The following is a 16388-nucleotide window of genomic DNA, read 5'->3' as shown; positions in this document are numbered from 1 at the left end:
CGACGACGCCGGTCACTCGCGATCACCCAGTTTCGTGACGTCGAGCGTATCGTGTTCCTCGTAGACCCGGTAGCTCAACACGAGTGCGAACGCGGTCATGCCGAAGCCGATGACGATGGCCGTCAACACGAGCGCCTGCACCAGTGGATCGGTCGTTCCCGATCCGGGTTCGCCGTGACCCGCGAGGACGGGGACCGACTCGAACGACCCCGGGACGATCTCGCCCATCGCCAGCAGGTAGACGTTCGCCGCCTGGCTGACGATTACCAGTCCCCAGACGACGCGGATCAGTTCGCGCTGGAGGATCAGGAACGTGCCGAGCGCGAACAGCGCGCCGACGGCGACCGCGAGAACGAACGCCGTCATTCGGCACCCACCACCGAGAGGATCGTCAGCAGGCCGCCGACGACGACGCAGTAGACGCCGAAGTCGAACGCGAGCGCGCTCGCCACCTCGAGGTGGTCGTAGAGTGGCACTCCTTCGAGGACGACGAACGACTGACTGAGGAAGGGGTAGCCGAGCGCGAGCGGTACCAGTCCGCTCGCGACCGCGATGGCGAGGCCGACGGCGAACACTCGCCGATAGACGTCGACGATGCGTTCTCGAGTGGGCCGTAGTTCGGCGTCGGGGTCGCGCCCGAACACGCCCCGCTCGAGGAAGTCCAGGCCGAAGGTGACGTAGATGATCGCGAACGCCGTCGTGGTGAGGACGCCGCCGATGAACCCGCCGCCGGGGAGGTTGTGTCCTTCGATGAAAAGCGAGATCGAGACGACCAGGATGATCGGAACGATCGCTCGAGCGGTCGTCCGCATGATGACAGTCGTCACGGCTGCCACCTCCGGCGGCGACCGTCATCAACGGATCGCTTTTGGGCAGTCAGAGAGTCCGTCACTCCGACTCACCTCGCGAGCGCATGACGAGCAGCGTCAGCACCGAGATCGCGGCGATCGAGACGACGATTAGCTCGCCCATCGTGTCGAAGCCGCGGAAGTCGACGAGGATTACGTTCACGACGTTCGTCCCGCCGCCCTCGTCGACAGCATTCTGGACGTAGTAGCGCGCGCTCGAGGTCGCACCGTCCGGGCGAGCGTCGGTCGTGAGGACGATCGTGAGAAAAGCAGTCACGCCGACGAGAGCGGAGACGGCGGCGTCGCGGCCGACGGTCGGTGTCGCCAGTTTTCCCCCGGGATAGGTGGGTAGCTCCTCGATCACCAGCAGGAAGATGAGGAGGACGAGCGTCTCGACGACGAGCTGGGTCAACGCGAGGTCGGGCGCGCTGGCGAGGATGTAGACGATGGCGACCATGAACCCGAGGATCGAGAGCGTGAGGACGCCGGTGACGTGCGTGGGTGCGATCGCCACCGCGAGCGTGGCGACGACGGCGACGAGCAAGACGAGTGCGATCGCCAGCGACACGTCGAACGCGACGATCGTCGGAATCGCGACGTGCGCCGCGGCGAACCCGGCGAGTGCGAGGACGCAGGTGGTGGCGAACGTCCACGTCGCGTACGTCCTGAGGTGGCCGTTGTGAACCCGATTCGCGACTCGAGTGCTCGCCCCGTCGAGTCCACCGACGACGGCGTCGTACCACCAGTTCGCGCCGATCGGCGGCACGGCGGCCGGGATCGAACGGACCCCCCGGTGGAGACGGTCGTACGAGGGGTACGCGGCGGCGCCCACGCCGATCGCGACGGCGCTCATGCCGACGGCCGGCGAGACGCTCGTCGGGAGGCCGACGTGCATCTCGTGAGCCTCGGTGGCCGTCACGTCGACGGCCGACTGGACGATCGTTCGAACGGCCAGTTCGGGATCGACGCTCACGACGGCGGCGGCCGCCGCGAGCAGGGCCGGTGGAAGGAGCATCGTCACCGGCGGTCGGTGGACGTCGCCCAGCCCGTCGGGTCGGCTACCGAAGAAGAGCCCGAGAAATCGCAGCGAGTAGAGGACGGTGAAGATACTCGCGAACGCGGCGACCGCCGGGTAGAGCCAGCCGACCGTCCCGAGTTCGTGGGCGGCCTCGACGGTCGCCTCGAAGAGCAGTTCCTTCGAGTAGAAGCCGTTGAACGGCGGAATTCCGGCCATACTGAGCGCGGCGACCGCCGTCACGGCCGCCGTCACCGGGAGGTCGTGGCGAAGGCCGCCGAGGTCGTCGATCCGGCGCGTTCCCGCCTCGTGGGCGACGATGCCGGCGACGAGAAACAGCGACGCCTTGAACAGCGCGTGGTTGAACAGGTGGAAGACGCCCGCCTCCGCGCCGACCGCCGACGCGAAGCCAAAGCCGGCGACCATCAGCCCGAGGTGGCTCGCCGTCGAGTAGGCGAGCAACTCCTTGATGTCCGTCGCGGCGACGGCGAGGATCGCACAGATCGTCATCGTCGCCAGCCCGAGGGTCGCGAACAGTAGCGTCCACTCGTGGCTCACGAGCAGCGGCCGCAGCCGTCCGAGCAGGTAGACGCCGACTTTCACCATCGTCGCGGAGTGGAGAAACGCCGAGACGGGCGTCGGCGCTGCCATCGCGTTCGGCAGCCAGAAGTGGACCGGCACCTGGGCCGACTTCGTCGCCGCACCGACGGCGATCATCGCCAACACTGGCACGAAGAGTCCCCGGTCGCGAAGCGCGGCTTGCATCTCGTCGGCGTTCGCGAGGATCGCCGCGAGGTCGAACGCGGATCCGCCGAGTACGTCGCCAGCGACCGACGCGAGCAACAGCAACCCGACGAGCAAGAACAGTCCGCCACCGACCGTGACGAGCATCGACATCCGGGCGGCGTACTGCGAGGAGTCGTCGGCGGTGTAGAAGCCGATCAGCACGAACGACGAGAGGCTGGTGAGTTCCCAGAACAGGAAGAGCGCGATCAGGTCGGCGGCCAGCGCGACCCCGACGATCGAGCCCATGAACGTGAGCAGCGCCGCGTAGTACCTGATCAGCCCCGACTCGCCGTGCATGTACGCGGGCGAGTAGAGGAAGATCAGCACCCCGATGCCGCTCGCGAACAGGGCGAACAGCAGCGCCCAGCCGTCGACCGTAAAGCGAAGCGCGACCTCGAGTGTGGGAATCCACGACAGCGCGACCGTCCCGTCGGCGCCGAACTGCGAACCGAGCAGGCCGAACGTCGTCAGCGCGACGAGTGCACCGGCGTACCCCGTGTGTTCGCCGAGCACGCGGAACAGAAACGGCGTCGCGATCGCGATCACGAACGGTAGCCCGACGGCCAGAAGAACGATCGATAGGTCCGGACTCATTCACTCCCTAGGCATACCAGCAGGTTCGCCTTAACGATTCACCCGAGCGCGTATCTCCGCCGGCGACCGACGCTCGAAGCCCGACCGCTCGCGTGAGTCGATCGCACGCTATATGTACGTCACTCGCGACCTCGATCGTATGCGAATTTCGCGACGGAAGCTGTGTTCGGCCGGGACGGCGATCACGCTCTCCGCCGTTAGTGGCTGTCTCGGTGGGAGCGACGAACGCGCCGACGAACCGAACGACGACTGGACGTGGTCGGGGACCATCCCGGTCACGACCGTCGTTCAGCACCACGACCCGAGCTGTGGCTGTTGTTCGGCCTACGCCGATTACCTGGACGACCACGGATTCGCCGTCGAACTCGAGGAGACGGCCGACCCCGAGACGGTCAAACGCGACCTGGCGGTCCCACAGGACGCCTGGAGCTGTCATACGATCGAGTTCGGCGACTACCTCGTGGAGGGTCACGTTCCGCTCGAGGCGATCGAACGGCTCTTCGAGGAGGAGCCAGCGGTGCGAGGGATCGCCGCGCCGGGAATGTCCAAGTACTCGCCGGGAATGGGTCCGCGCGGCGACGACCCGCTGTCGATCGTCGCGTTCGAGGAGGGCGGCGACGTGTTCGAGTACGTCGAGGTCTGAGCGCGGTCGAACGTTCCGCGACCGGTCGCGAGTCCGACACGCTTATTCGCCGACGGTGACGAAACACCTACAGTGAGTACCGAGACGCCCGATCCGACCGAATCCGAGGCGTTCGAACGGGTCTGCGAGACGCTCGTCGAGCGGATTCTCGAGGGAGAACTCGAGCGCGACGAGGTCGAGTCGGCGAAACTCGAGGCCTGTTCGGAACACTCCTCGCCGAAGGTGCCCAAGAACTCCGAGATCCTCGATTACGCGCCACAGGAACGCCGCGAGGAACTCGAGGCGGTCCTCCAGCGCAAGCCGGTTCGCACCGCCTCGGGCGTCTCGCCGGTCGCGATCATGACCAGCCCCGAGCGGTGCCCCCACGGGAAGTGTCTGTACTGTCCCGGCGGACCGGACTCGGAGTTCTCGAGTTCCCAGAGCTACACGGGCGAGGAGCCTGCCGCCGCCCGCGGCGTCCAGAACGACTACGACCCCTACGGGCAGGTGACGCTGCGACTCGAGCAGTTGCGCGAGATCGGCCACCCCGTCGACAAGGTGGAGTTGATCCTGATGGGCGGGACGATGACCGCCCGCAGCCACGACTACCAGGAGTGGTTCGTCAAGCGCGCGCTCGAGGCGATGAACGACTACGACGTCGACAAGGAACCAGAGCCCGCAGAGGGAGAGAGCTTCGCACAGGACCCCGAGGAGTACGAGTGGAAGTACGTCGAGGACGTCATCGCCGAAAACGAGACGGCGGACGTCCGCAACATCGGGACGACCTTCGAGACCAAACCGGACTGGTGTGACCCGGAACAGATCGACCGGATGCTCGAGCTCGGGGGAACCAAAGTCGAGGTCGGCGTCCAGACCACCTACGAGCGGATCAACCGCGAGATGCACCGCGGTCACGGCGTCGCCGAGTCGATCGACGCCAACCGGCGGCTGCGCGACTCGGCGTTCAAGGTCGGCTTCCACATGATGCCCGGCCAGCCCGGCATGTCGAAAGAGATGTGTCTCGAGGACTTCCGGGAGCTGTTCGAGTCGACTCAGTGGCGGCCCGACTACCTGAAGATCTACCCGACGCTCATCGTGCGGGGCACCGCGACCTACGACTGGTGGCACAAAGGCGAGTACGAGCCCCTCGACAACGAGGAAGCCGCGGAACTCGTCGCCGAGATCAAGTCGATGATCCCCCGGTACACCCGCCTCCAGCGCGTCCAGCGGGACATTCCCGCGGACTTCATCGACGCCGGCGTCTGGAAGTCGAACCTCCGGCAGCTGGCCCGACAGCGTATGGACGACCACGGCTGGTCGTGTGACTGCATTCGGTGTCGCGAAGCCGGCATGAACGACGCCGAACCCGAGAACGTCGAACTCGACGTCCTGACCTACGAGGCCTGCGGCGGCACCGAACACTTCATCTCTTTCGAGGACTTCGACAAGGACCTGCTCGTCGGCTTCTGTCGCCTGCGATTTCCGAACGATCCCGTCCGAGAGGAACTCGAGAACGCCGCACTCGTCCGCGAGTTGCACGTCTACGGCTCCGAGGTCTCCGTCGGGAGCGACGGCGAGAGCGGCCAGCACCAGCACAGGGGCTACGGCCGCCGGCTGATGGAGCGCGCCGAGGAACTGGCCGCCGACGCCGGTTACGACAAGGTCAGCGTCATCTCGGGGATCGGCGCGCGGGAGTACTACCGGAACAAACTCGGCTACCACCAGGACGGGCCGTACGTGAGCAAGCGACTCTGAGCGTTCGGACCGATCCTCGTACTGCTCGAGTCAGTACACGCCCGGTCGCGACTCGAGTGTGTCGTCGGCGACGGCGTCTCGCGTGCGATCAGCGTGTGACCCGTTTTGTCCGGCAGTATCACACCGCGAGTACGGTATCGACGACGAGCATGACCGCAAAGCCCAGCACGAACGCCGCCGTCGCGGTGTCGGCGTAGCCGTGGCCGTGACTCGAGGGGACGAGTTCGCGGAAGACGACGGCGATCATCGCGCCGGCGGCGAAGCCTGCGGCCAGCGGGAAGAGATCGGTGACGACGGCGACGAGCGCGAAGCCGGCGACGGCGGCGATCGGTTCCGGGACGCCGCCCGAGATCGTCGTGTAAAGGAGCGTCTTCGTCTTCGAGACGCCGGCGCGCGTGGCGGGGACGGCCATCGCGAAGCCGTCGGGGACGTTCTGGACGGCGATAGCCGTCGCGATGGCGAACCCGAGGCCTGCCTCGCCGCTGGCGAACGCGATGCCGACGGCGAGTCCCTCGGGGACGTTGTGGATCGTCACCGTCGCCCCGACGAGGATCGCCCGCCGCAGGTCGTCGGCGGGCCTGTACGGGTCTTCGGCCATCTCGAGCGGTTCCGTCGAGATGGCCTCGGCCGGGTTTCGTTCCTCGAGTGCGACGGTTCCCTCGACCTGTTCGCCCCGAAAGTGGAGGTGGAGGTGCGGGAGGAGTTCGTTCGCCGCGAGCAGGAAGCCACCACCGAGGACGATGCCGGCGACGACCTCCCAGGGCGAGCCGAGGTCGAGCCCGGGAACGACGAGAGCGAACACCGCCGCGCCGATCATGACGCCGGCGGCGAGTCCGAGCGCAGCGTCGTAGACGCGGTGGCTCACCCGGTCGGTGACGAGCGTCGGCAGTGCGCCGATACCGGTCGCACAGCCGGCGATCGTCGCGACGAGCAGGACCTCTCCAAGTGACGGCATACCACAGCGTTGGTCAGTCGCCCGTAAATATCGTTCGCGACGATAGTCGGCGGGAAATCGCTCGTTGGGCGGACGGTAGCACCGCGACCGACGACGTGGCGATGCGGTAGCTCGTGATTGCCGTCTGAACGATCACACGACTATAACCGACCAGCATTCCGCCTCTCCCTCATGAACAGCCCGTCGTCGACGAACTGGCTCCGAGAACGCGATCGGCCGGCGAACCCCGGTCTCGAGGTCCAGTCGTGATCCGACCCGGACAGCGATCGATCGTCGCACTGCTCGCCGGACTCGTCGCAGTCGCCGGCTCGTTCGCCGTCTCGGGACTCCGGCAGTCGTTCGTCGTCGCACCGGTCGACGCGGTCGTCGTGCGAGCGACGCCGGCCGAACTCGTCGCGTTCGCCATCGAGGAGCTGGGCTACCTCGGCGAGCTACTGGCGTACCTCACCGCGGTCGCACTGACGGTCGTCCTGTTCGCGACCGCGAATTACGTCGGACTGCTGGTCGCCGACGCGATGGCCGCTCGAGTCTCGATCCCGTCTCGAGTGAGCGTCGCCGTGCTCGTCGGCGGGACGACGCTGGTGCTCGCGTGGCTCCTGAGCGGTTCCGCGCTCTCCTCGGTCGGGGCAGCGGCTCCCGCCGTCGTGCTGGCGGTGGCTGCCGCTCCCGCCGATCCGGGCTCGCCGGACGGCACCGTCGACTCGGTCCGCCGTCGGGTTCTCGCCGCGAGCGCCGGCGCGGTCGCGTTCGGCGCACTCTCGTACGCGCTCGGCTCGAGGCGGGCGACCGACATCGACCACGAACTCCCCGAAGCTGCGAGAGCGGCGGATGCAGCGACGCTTCGAGAGCAGGCGGACGAACGAACCCTCGAGATAGACGGCATCCCCGGCCTCGTCAGTGGGATCGACGACTTCTACGAGGTGGACATCAACAACGTCGATCCGGTCCTCGAGGCGTCGGAGTGGACGCTCTCGGTCACCGGCGCGGTCGACTCGTCGTTCACGGTGACGTACGACGAACTCGTCGACGGCGACGTCCGAACGGGGTACAACACGCTCCGCTGCGTCGGCGAACAGCTCAACGGCGACCTGCTCGACAATGCGATCTGGACGGCCGTTCCGGTCGCGACGTTGCTCGAGCGGGCGGATCCCGGCGGCGGCTGTGAGTGCGTGATGGTCCGGGCGGCAGACGACTACTACGAACAGTTCCCGATCGCTGCACTCGAGCGGGGCTTTCTCGCCTTCGGGATGAACGGCGAGTCGCTGCCGCGCGAACACGGCCATCCGGTCAGGCTGCTCGTTCCCGGCCACTGGGGGGAGATCAACGTCAAGTGGGTGACCGAGATCGAGGTGCTCGATCGGGAGGTCGAGGGCTACTGGGAGGAGCGCGGCTGGCACGGGACGGGGCCAGTCAACACGGTCGCGAAGCTCTGGACGGTAAACGAGCGCGCGGACGGACGGGTGCAGGTCGGCGGGCACGCCTACGCCGGTAGCCGCGGAATCGAGACCGTCGAGGTGTCGGTCGACGGCGGCGACAGCTGGGAGGCGGCGGAGCTCAGCGAGCCCCTGCCCTCGGAGCACGTCCTCGGCGAACGCGACGCCTGGCGACAGTGGCAGTACACCTGGGAGCCGCCCGCCGGCGACCACGAGGTCGTCGTCCGGGCGATCGACGGGACGGGGACCCTCCAGCCAGCAGAAGAGGAGAGTCCGTATCCGAGCGGCTCGAGCGGGTGGGTGAGCGAGACGATTTCGGTGTGATCGATGCGGCCTGCGGCCGTCTGGCTCCGTCGGAGCGACACGCCTTTTTGACCGGACCGGGCAGTGTAACGCATGGATCCAAAGCGGGAACTCACCAGCGTCGACCTCGCTGCCCTCGTCGGGGAACTCGGGAGCTACGAGGGGGCGAAAGTCGACAAGGCCTACCTCTACGGCGACGACCTCGTCAGGCTGAAGATGCGGGACTTCGATCGCGGTCGCGTCGAACTGCTGATCGAGGTCGGGGAGATCAAGCGCGCCCACACCGTCTCGCCAGAGCGCGTCCCCGACGCCCCCGGTCGACCGCCGCAGTTCGCGATGATGCTTCGCAACCGCCTGTCGGGGGCGGACTTCGTCGGCATCGAACAGTACGAGTTCGACCGCATCCTCGAGTTCGTCTTCGAGCGCGAGGACGGCACGACGCGGATCATCGCCGAACTGTTCGGCCAGGGTAACGTCGCCGTCACCGACGGCGAGTACGAGGTGATCGACTGCCTCGAGACGGTCCGTCTGAAGTCTCGCACCGTGGTGCCGGGCTCGCGTTACGAGTTCCCCGAGTCCCGGACCAACCCGCTGGCGGTCTCCCGAGAGGTGTTCGACCACGAGATGGACGAGTCGGACACCGACGTCGTCCGCACCCTCGCGACCCAGCTCAACTTCGGCGGGCTCTACGCCGAAGAGCTGTGTACCCGTGCGGGCGTCGAGAAGAGCCTCGACATCGACGACGCCGGCGAGGCCGAGTACGACCGGCTCTACGAGGCGATCGAACGGCTCGCACTCGACTTGCGAAACGCGAATCTCGAGCCGCGACTCTACCTCGAGTCCGGCGACGACGCAGGGACGGGAACGGACCGCGTCGTCGACGTCACGCCGTTCCCGCTCGAGGAGAACGCCGACCTCGCGACAGAGCCCTCCGACACGTTCCTCGAGGCGCTCGACGATTACTTCTTCCGGCTGGACCTCTCCGAAGACGAACCGGAGTCGCCCACCCAGCAACGGCCGGACTTCGAGGAACGAATCGCGAAACACGAGCGGATCATCGAACAGCAGCAGGGGGCGATCGAGGGATTCGAACGGCAGGCCGAGTCAGAACGCGAGAAGGCCGAACTGCTGTACGCGAACTACGGACTGGTCGACGAGATCCTCTCGACGGTCCAGCAGGCGCGCGAGCAAGATCGCCCGTGGGACGAGATCGAGGAGCGATTCGAGGAGGGGAAAGAACGCGGCATCGAGGCCGCCGAGGCGGTCGTCGACGTCGACGGCCGCGAGGGGACGGTGACGGTCGAGGTAGACGGCGAGCGGATCGAACTGATCGCCCGCGATGGCGTCGAGCAGAACGCCGATCGCCTCTACACCGAGGCGAAACGCGTCGCCGAGAAGAAAGAGGGCGCGCTCGCGGCGATCGAGGACACGCGCGAGGAACTCGAGGAGATCAAGCGCCGCCGCGACGAGTGGGAGGCGTCGGACGAGACTGACCGCGAGGCCGAGGTGGAAGAAGGCGAGGGCGAAGAACGCGACTGGCTCGCCGAGCCCTCGGTACCGATCCGGACGGACGAGCAGTGGTACGAACGCTTCCGGTGGTTCCACACGAGCGACGGCTTTCTCGTCATCGGCGGGCGCAACGCCGACCAGAACGAGGAACTCGTCAAAAAGTACCTGGAACGCGGCGACAAGGTGTTGCACACGCAGGCCCACGGCGGCCCCGTCACGGTGCTCAAAGCGACCGATCCGAGCGAGGCGTCCTCGGGCGACATCGAGATTCCGGACTCGAGCGTCGAGGAGGCCGCCCAGTTCGCCGTCTCCTACTCGTCGGTCTGGAAGGACGGCCGCTACGCGGGCGACGTCTACGTCGTCGAGTCAGACCAGGTCTCGAAGACGCCCGAGAGCGGCGAGTACCTCGAGAAAGGCGGGTTCGCGGTTCGCGGCGAGCGCACCTACCTCGACGACACGCCGGTCGGCGTCGCGGTAGGCATCCAGTGTGAGCCCTACACGCGGGTGATCGGCGGACCGCCGTCGGCCATCGAGGAGCCGGCGGTGACGACGCTCGATGTCGAGCCGGGTCGGTTCGCACAGGCGGACGTCGCAAAGCGGATCTACCGGCGGCTTCGCGAGCGGTTCGAGGACGAGTCGTTCGTGCGGAAGATCGCCAGCCCGGACCAGATTCAGCACTTCCTGCCGCCGGGCGGGAGTCGGATCGCCGAGGAGTGAGCCACCGGAATCGTCGTTCCGTCCCCACTCGTTCTCAGTCGACCGTGTCCACGTCCGGGTTCCCTTCCTGTCTGTCGACCCACCGCTGCTGGCTCTCGTCGTAGGACGCGCCAAGCGCGATCAGGAAGCCGACGATCGCGGTCACGACGGCGACCGCCCCGATGGCGACGACGGCGATCGAGAGGATCGACCCCGAGAGGACCTGTGCCGAGGTCAACAGCGCCATCGCGGTCACGGCCGCGATCAGCCCGAGCAGGCGACCGAAGCGACCGGCGTCGAGTCCCTCGCCAGCGTCGTCGGTGTCGGTCTCGAACAGTTCGTTCACCACTCCGGCGTAGTCGTCGTCACCGACCTCGTTGCCGAGGGAGTGGATCGAGTGGGCGACCCACAGCCCCGCGGTGAAGTTGAGCAGGGCGACGAACGAGACGAGGCCCACCTGACCCGTGACGAACAGGCCCGCCAGGATCGCGTTAGCGAACGCGAGGACCATGATTCCGTGAATGGTGAGCGATCGGGTTCCGAAGTCTTCGAGGAGCGTCACGTGTGCGAGCTTCATACCAGGAGGGAGGGTTACCACAGGGATACCACTGGACCCTTACTATAGTGGATACTCTCACCCATGACAGCAGTCAGGCCAATACGAACCGATCGCCGGCGGTACGGAGGGTCCGGGAACGGGGTCGCGGGACCGCCGGACCGATCCTGAGTGGATCGCAGACCACTTACCCGCACCCCGAGAACGCACGGGCATGCAGATCAAAGACCGGGAGCAGGTCGAGGGCGGCCGCGAGCGGATCACGGTCGTCCCGGAGAGTCTTGACGACCTCTGGCACCTCCAGTACGTCCTGGAGCCCGGCGACCGCGTCGCGGGTGATACGACCCGCCGGATCCAGCGCAACGACGACCAGATGCGCGACACTGGCGGGGAGCGCGAGCACATGTGGGTCGCGATCGCCGTCGATACCATCGAATTCCACAAGTTCGCCAACCGCCTGCGAGTCGGCGGCGAGATCGTCGCCTGCTCCCGGGAGGACCAGCTCGGCTTTCACCACACGCTCAACGTCGAAGAGCGCGACGAGATCTCGATCGAGAAGCGGTTCAAACCCGACCAGGAGGAACGCCTCGAGGAGGCCGCGGAGGCGACCGAGAACCCCGACGTCGCCATCGCGACCGTCGAGGAAGGGCAGGCGCACGTCCACACCGTCGCCCAGTACGGCACCGAGGAACGGGCGACGATCACGGGACCGACCGGCAAGGGCGAGTTCGCCCGGGAGCGGTCGGAACTGTTCGCCGAACTCGCGTCGGTACTGAAACGACTCGACGTCGACGCGATCATCCTCGCCGGCCCCGGCTTTACGAAACAGGACGCCCTGAAGTACCTAGAGAAGAACGAACCCGAGGTCGCAGCGCAGGTGACGATGGTCGACACGGCAAGCGTCGGCGACCGGGGGGTCCACGAGGTGCTGAAACGCGGCGCGGTCGCGGACGTCCAGCAGGAGACCAGGATCGAGAGCGAGGCCGAGGCGATCGACGAACTCACCCGTCGCATCGCCGAGGGGGCGAAAGCCGCCTACGGCCCGGAGGAGGTGAAGAAGGCCGCCGAGTACGGCGCGATCGAGCGACTGCTCGTGCTCGACGATCGACTCCGACAGGAACGCGGTCCCGACGGCGAGTGGGACGTCGACGTCGACGACATCGTCCAGACCACGGAACAGAAAGGCGGCGAGGTGACGGTCTTCTCGAGTGAGTTCCCGCCCGGCCAGCAACTGGCGAACCTGGGTGGCATCGCGGCGCTGCTCCGGTACCGACTCGAGTGACGAGAGGGGCCCGGTTCTCCTTAGCGCGACTCCGCCGGCGTCTCGTCGCCCGCCTCGATCAACTGGATCAACACCGAGGCGAACAGCGACCCCGAACTCCAGATGGCGGTCTCGCTGCCGTCGTCGTCGACGACGCTCAACAGGAGGCTGTCGTCGTCGACGAGGACGATTCGGCCGGAGCGTTCGTCGTCCTCTCGGAAGGCAGGCGGCGAGAACGTCGACACCCCGGACAGTTCCTCCAGGCGCTCACGGACCGCCGTGGTGGCGCTGATACCGAAGACGTCGACGCCGCTCGTCGCACGCTCCTCGAGTGCGTCCTCGATGTCGTCGGTGAGCAACGAGGGGAGTCGAGTTCCGAAGATGACCTGCTCGCGGGCGTCGGAGACCAGGTCGACGACGCGGTCGTCGACGCGTTCGCGACCGCGAATCGTCCAGATGTCCTCCTGTGCTTCTTGGCCGACAGACTCCTCGCGGACTTCCTCGACGTACTCGAAGGCCCGCTCCTGCTCGCTCTCGAACCGCTCGCGGAGGGTCTCTCGCGCCTCGTCGACGCTGACCGGCCGGTACCGGATCGGGCTCGACTGCTGGACCTCGAGCAGTCCTCGCTCCTCCAGGCTCTCGGCGACGCTGTAGACCTGCGAGCGCGGGACGTCGGCGACGCGGGCGACGTCGCGTGCGGTGCCCGAGCCGAGTTGCTGGAGCGCGATGAAGACCTTCGCCTCGTAGCTGGTGAGCCCGAGTTGCTCGAACGCCTCGAGTGCGTCCGCCTCGCCGGGTGCGGGGCTCACTCGTCGCCACCTCCGGCCGGGTCGCGCTCGTCCGAGCCCCCGTCGCTCGCCGTCGGGGTCGGCGTCCTCGTCGTCCCGGTCTCGAAGGAGACGTCGGGACCGAGATAGCGCGTCCACAGCACCAGCAGCGTCGGCAGGACGAGCACGCTCGCGAGGAACGCGTAGACGATCGTGAGTCCGGTAATGATGCCGAACTGGCGGAGCACGGGCAAGATCGCGAGCGCGAGCGTGCCGAAGCCGCCGACGGTCGTCGCCGCACTGCCGAGCAACGCGCCGCCGGTGCCGGTCACCGTCGTATTCATCGCGTCCCAGACGTTGCCCTGGCGCTCGAGTTCGAGCGTGTAGCGGGAACTGACGTGGATGCTGTAGGCGACGCCGAGACCGATCGTGAGACTCGTGATCATCCCCGTGAGCACGTTGAACGACATGCCCATGAGGTACATCGAGCCGAGGATCCAGCTGACCGAGAACGCGACGGGTAACAGCGTCACCGCGCCCAGCGTCGCGCTGTTGCCCGTCGCACGGTAGGCCAGCGAGAGGAAGCCGAAGACGACCACGAGCGTAATCAGTAGGCTCTCGAAGACCGTCCCGAGCAGGTCCTGTTCGACGATGTGGTTGACGACGGGGTCGCCGGTCGCGATCGCGCTCCAGCGGCCGTCGTCGCCGTCGTCGATCGTCGCCGCGATGGCGCGCATCTGCTCGGTCGTGTCGCCGCTCGCGGCGTCGCTTTTGATCGAGACGACCAGTCGGACCGCCTCGTACTCGCCGTCGTCGGTCCGGTAGATTACCTCGCCAGCACCGGGATCGACCTCGAACAGCTGGTCGTACAGCTCTTCGACGTTCCGGTCCGGGACGCCGTCGCCGTCCGTGTCGGCAGCCGCGTACGAGGCGTTGAACGACTCGTTTTCGGCGGCGACTCGTTCCATGACCGACAGCGGGCTCTGGACGTCGGCCTCGCCGCCCGGGGGAACGTAGGCGACGTCGCTGTCGTTCGCGTCGGCCTCGGCGTCCGCGATCCGCTCGAGCGTCTGGTCGTCCGTAACGTCGCCCCGTACGAGGATCTGTGCCTGCAAGTCCTCGCGCTGGAAGTTCTGGTTGACGTACTCGAGGTCCTCCTTGGCGCCGTACTCGCCAGGCTGGAACGGTTCGGGGAGACGGTCGGTCCACTCTGGTGGACTCTCCGCGAGGAAGTCTTCCTGGTTGAAACTGGTGTCGACCTGGGTCGCACCGTAGACGCCCCCGGCGGTCAGCAGGAGCGTCACGAGGAGGACGGCGAGCGGCGCCTTCCGCGCGGCCACGGAGCCGACGGTGAGGACGTCGCTGAATCGGCCGCCGCCGGTACCGAACGCGCGTTTGCGGCGATCGAAGCCGTGGGACTCGAGGAACGAGTCGAGTTCGACCTTCGCGGCGGGGATCAGCGCGCCGAAGACGACCAGGGCGGCGAGGATGCCGACGGCGCTGACGACGCCGAACTCGCGGATCGGGCCGATCGGGCTGACGAGGTTGGCGAGGAACCCGATGACGGTGGTCGCCGTCACCCAGACGAGCGCGACGCCGACGCCCGCGAGCGCGACGCGCATCGAGCCCCGGACGTCGCCACGGGCGCGTTGGGCCTCGCGTTGCTCCCGGTGGCGCATGAAGACGTGAATCGCGTAGTCGATCGACAGGCCGATCAGCAGGACGGGGACGGCGACGAACATCTGGTTGAACGCGATCCCGGCCCAGCCCATGAAGCCAAACGTCCAGACCAGCACGGCCACGATTCCCGCGACGCCGAGGACGATGTCGAGCAGGTCGCGGTAGGCGACGAGCAACGCGACGACGACGAACAGCAACGCCAGCGGGCCGACGATCGCCAGACTGTCGCCCATCGAGCGGTCGATCTCGTCTGTGATGACGCCGGCACCGAAGACGACGTACTCCTGGTCGCGGTCGTCGGCCATCTCGCGGATCTCGAGTTGCGTCTCGGCGATCCCCTCGTCGACCGATCCCGGCCCCTGGAACTCGCCGCGGTCGGTCGACTGCGTAACGAAGATCATCCGGGCTTCGGCGCTCGTCGAGCCCAGTTCGTACGACGACGACATCAGGCCGAGCGCGAGGTCGTTCTCGCCGTCCTCCGAGAGCGTCTCCTCGAGGACGGACTCGAACTCCTCGTCGTCGAGATCTTCGAGGGCCTCGATCTGTTCCTCGAGCGGCGGCTGGCCGGCCGTCTCGAGTTCGCGCTGGTCGGCCTCGAGCTGGGCGGCGTCTTCCTCGAGTTGCTCGAAGTCCGACTGGAGGACGCCCATCGTCCCCTGCTGGTAGACGCCCTCGAGTTGTTCCTGGAGCTCTGCAAGTCGCCGGTCGTACTCCTCGGGACTGACCTGACCGGACTCGTTGGCTCGCTCGAGTTCGACGAACTGTCGCTCGACGACCCGCACGTTCGTCATCGCCTCCCGGAACTTCGCGGCCTGGTCGTCGTCGAGGTCGGTCGTCGCCGAAGCGAACACGCGGTCGAACTCGCCTTCGAGTTCCTGCGACTGCGTCTGGTACTGACTCGCGTTTATCTCGCCGCGCTCGTAGGAGGCGTTCAACGCGACGTACTCGCGCTCGAGTTCGCGCGTCTCGTTCAACGAGGCCTCGAGTCGGTCGGCCGTCGCGTTCAGTTGCGCCCGTCGCTGCTCGAGTTCGGCGCCTCGCTGGCGGAGTTCCTCGGCCTGTTCGCCGCGGACGACGCTCGTGGCGACGACGTTCTCGACGCCGACGATCGGCGTCTCGTTCGCCAGTGTCGCGTCGATCGACTCGTCGTCGCGGATCGCCTGCTGGAACTCGAGCGAGTCGAGCAGCGACTCTCTCGTGAGGACGTTCTCTCCTCTGACGATCAACTGGACCGTCGTCGTGTTCTCCGTCTCCTCGACGGTGAAGTTCTGGTTGACGTACTCCGACGCCTGGGCTTCGGGCGACTCGCTCTCGAACTGCTCGAGCGAGGAGTCGTCGTCGAGTGCCGTCACACCCGAACCGACCAGCACGGTCGTCACGAGCAAGGCGGCGAGGACGACCTTGCTGTGGGTCGTGATCGCGTCGGCGACTCGATCCGGGACGCTCATTCGACGACACCCCGCCCTCTCGTCGATCTAGTCGCTACGGGCATCTGTTGTTACGATCCTACTAAACGGTGGCACATATAGCTGTTGTTACGAATCTACTAACAACCGACGACAGTACGAATACGGTTGTTATGAGACTCGAGAACGCTGCTCAGGGGAT

The 16388-nt window shown here is 66.9% G+C and carries 12 protein-coding genes; 5 read left to right on the top strand and 7 right to left on the bottom strand.

Going from position 1 to position 16388, the window contains the following annotated elements; genetic code table 11:
- Window positions 1-12 precede the first annotated feature (12 nt).
- The 3 genes from MU558_RS01850 to mbhE form a co-directional block, all read right to left on the bottom strand.
- Window positions 13-366, bottom strand: coding sequence for a sodium:proton antiporter (locus MU558_RS01850; protein ID WP_246971461.1), 354 nt, complete (start codon window positions 364-366; stop codon window positions 13-15).
- Complete coding sequence (locus MU558_RS01845; protein WP_246971459.1) at window positions 363-827, bottom strand: MnhB domain-containing protein; 465 nt, start codon at window positions 825-827, stop codon at window positions 363-365. The genes MU558_RS01850 and MU558_RS01845 overlap by 4 nt, the downstream gene beginning before the upstream one ends.
- Before the next feature lie 61 nt (window positions 828-888).
- Window positions 889-3243 (bottom strand): hydrogen gas-evolving membrane-bound hydrogenase subunit E, encoded by a 2355-nt coding sequence (mbhE, locus tag MU558_RS01840; RefSeq protein ID WP_246971457.1) that lies wholly within the window; start codon window positions 3241-3243, stop codon window positions 889-891.
- A gap of 139 nt (window positions 3244-3382) precedes the next feature.
- Here mbhE and MU558_RS01835 point away from each other — a divergent pair, with 139 nt between their 5' ends.
- Window positions 3383-3886, top strand: a complete 504-nt coding sequence (locus tag MU558_RS01835; protein WP_246971456.1) for a DUF411 domain-containing protein — start codon at window positions 3383-3385, stop codon at window positions 3884-3886.
- Between the two features lie 72 nt (window positions 3887-3958).
- Complete coding sequence (locus MU558_RS01830; RefSeq protein WP_246971453.1) at window positions 3959-5620, top strand: tRNA uridine(34) 5-carboxymethylaminomethyl modification radical SAM/GNAT enzyme Elp3; 1662 nt, start codon at window positions 3959-3961, stop codon at window positions 5618-5620.
- A 118-nt stretch (window positions 5621-5738) separates the two neighbouring features.
- On the opposite strand, the gene MU558_RS01825 is transcribed toward MU558_RS01830, so the two are convergent.
- Complete coding sequence (locus MU558_RS01825; protein WP_246971450.1) at window positions 5739-6575, bottom strand: ZIP family metal transporter; 837 nt, start codon at window positions 6573-6575, stop codon at window positions 5739-5741.
- A gap of 245 nt (window positions 6576-6820) precedes the next feature.
- Between MU558_RS01825 and MU558_RS01820 the strand changes: the two genes are divergently transcribed.
- Together MU558_RS01820 and rqcH are read left to right on the top strand one after the other, a co-directional pair.
- Window positions 6821-8332 (top strand): molybdopterin-dependent oxidoreductase, encoded by a 1512-nt coding sequence (locus tag MU558_RS01820; RefSeq protein ID WP_246971448.1) that lies wholly within the window; start codon window positions 6821-6823, stop codon window positions 8330-8332.
- Window positions 8333-8404: 72 nt separating this feature from the next.
- Window positions 8405-10537, top strand: coding sequence for a ribosome rescue protein RqcH (gene rqcH, locus MU558_RS01815; protein WP_246971445.1), 2133 nt, complete (start codon window positions 8405-8407; stop codon window positions 10535-10537).
- Window positions 10538-10571: 34 nt separating this feature from the next.
- On the opposite strand, the gene MU558_RS01810 is transcribed toward rqcH, so the two are convergent.
- Window positions 10572-11093 (bottom strand): hypothetical protein, encoded by a 522-nt coding sequence (locus MU558_RS01810; RefSeq protein ID WP_246971444.1) that lies wholly within the window; start codon window positions 11091-11093, stop codon window positions 10572-10574.
- A 193-nt stretch (window positions 11094-11286) separates the two neighbouring features.
- Here MU558_RS01810 and MU558_RS01805 point away from each other — a divergent pair, with 193 nt between their 5' ends.
- On the top strand, window positions 11287-12354 hold the full coding sequence (locus tag MU558_RS01805) for an mRNA surveillance protein pelota (protein WP_246971443.1): 1068 nt from the start codon (window positions 11287-11289) through the stop codon (window positions 12352-12354).
- Between the two features lie 20 nt (window positions 12355-12374).
- On the opposite strand, the gene MU558_RS01800 is transcribed toward MU558_RS01805, so the two are convergent.
- Both MU558_RS01800 and MU558_RS01795 read right to left on the bottom strand, forming a co-directional pair.
- Window positions 12375-13142 carry a TrmB family transcriptional regulator gene (locus tag MU558_RS01800; protein ID WP_246971442.1) on the bottom strand — a complete coding sequence of 256 codons (768 nt, stop codon included), beginning with the start codon at window positions 13140-13142 and terminating at the stop codon, window positions 12375-12377.
- Window positions 13139-16228: an efflux RND transporter permease subunit gene (locus MU558_RS01795; protein ID WP_246971441.1), complete on the bottom strand. Its 3090-nt coding sequence runs from the start codon at window positions 16226-16228 to the stop codon at window positions 13139-13141. Before MU558_RS01795 ends, MU558_RS01800 begins: the two co-directional genes overlap by 4 nt.
- Between the last annotated feature and the right edge of the window lie 160 nt (window positions 16229-16388).

Origin of the sequence: Natribaculum luteum (genome assembly GCF_023008545.1) — an archaeon.
In the GTDB taxonomy this organism is placed as follows: domain Archaea; phylum Halobacteriota; class Halobacteria; order Halobacteriales; family Natrialbaceae; genus Natribaculum; species Natribaculum luteum.
Note: the sequence above shows the minus strand (reverse complement) of the source record. Positions and strands in the feature narration are given on the sequence as shown.

Coding starts and splice junctions, on each gene's coding strand:
- MU558_RS01825 (WP_246971450.1), bottom strand. CDS start 6,575: ATGCCGTCACTTGGAGAGGTCCTGCTCGTCGCGACGATCGCCGGCTGT.
- MU558_RS01810 (WP_246971444.1), bottom strand. CDS start 11,093: ATGAAGCTCGCACACGTGACGCTCCTCGAAGACTTCGGAACCCGATCG.
- rqcH (WP_246971445.1), top strand. CDS start 8,405: ATGGATCCAAAGCGGGAACTCACCAGCGTCGACCTCGCTGCCCTCGTC.
- MU558_RS01835 (WP_246971456.1), top strand. CDS start 3,383: ATGCGAATTTCGCGACGGAAGCTGTGTTCGGCCGGGACGGCGATCACG.
- MU558_RS01805 (WP_246971443.1), top strand. CDS start 11,287: ATGCAGATCAAAGACCGGGAGCAGGTCGAGGGCGGCCGCGAGCGGATC.
- mbhE (WP_246971457.1), bottom strand. CDS start 3,243: ATGAGTCCGGACCTATCGATCGTTCTTCTGGCCGTCGGGCTACCGTTC.
- MU558_RS01850 (WP_246971461.1), bottom strand. CDS start 366: ATGACGGCGTTCGTTCTCGCGGTCGCCGTCGGCGCGCTGTTCGCGCTC.
- MU558_RS01795 (WP_246971441.1), bottom strand. CDS start 16,228: ATGAGCGTCCCGGATCGAGTCGCCGACGCGATCACGACCCACAGCAAG.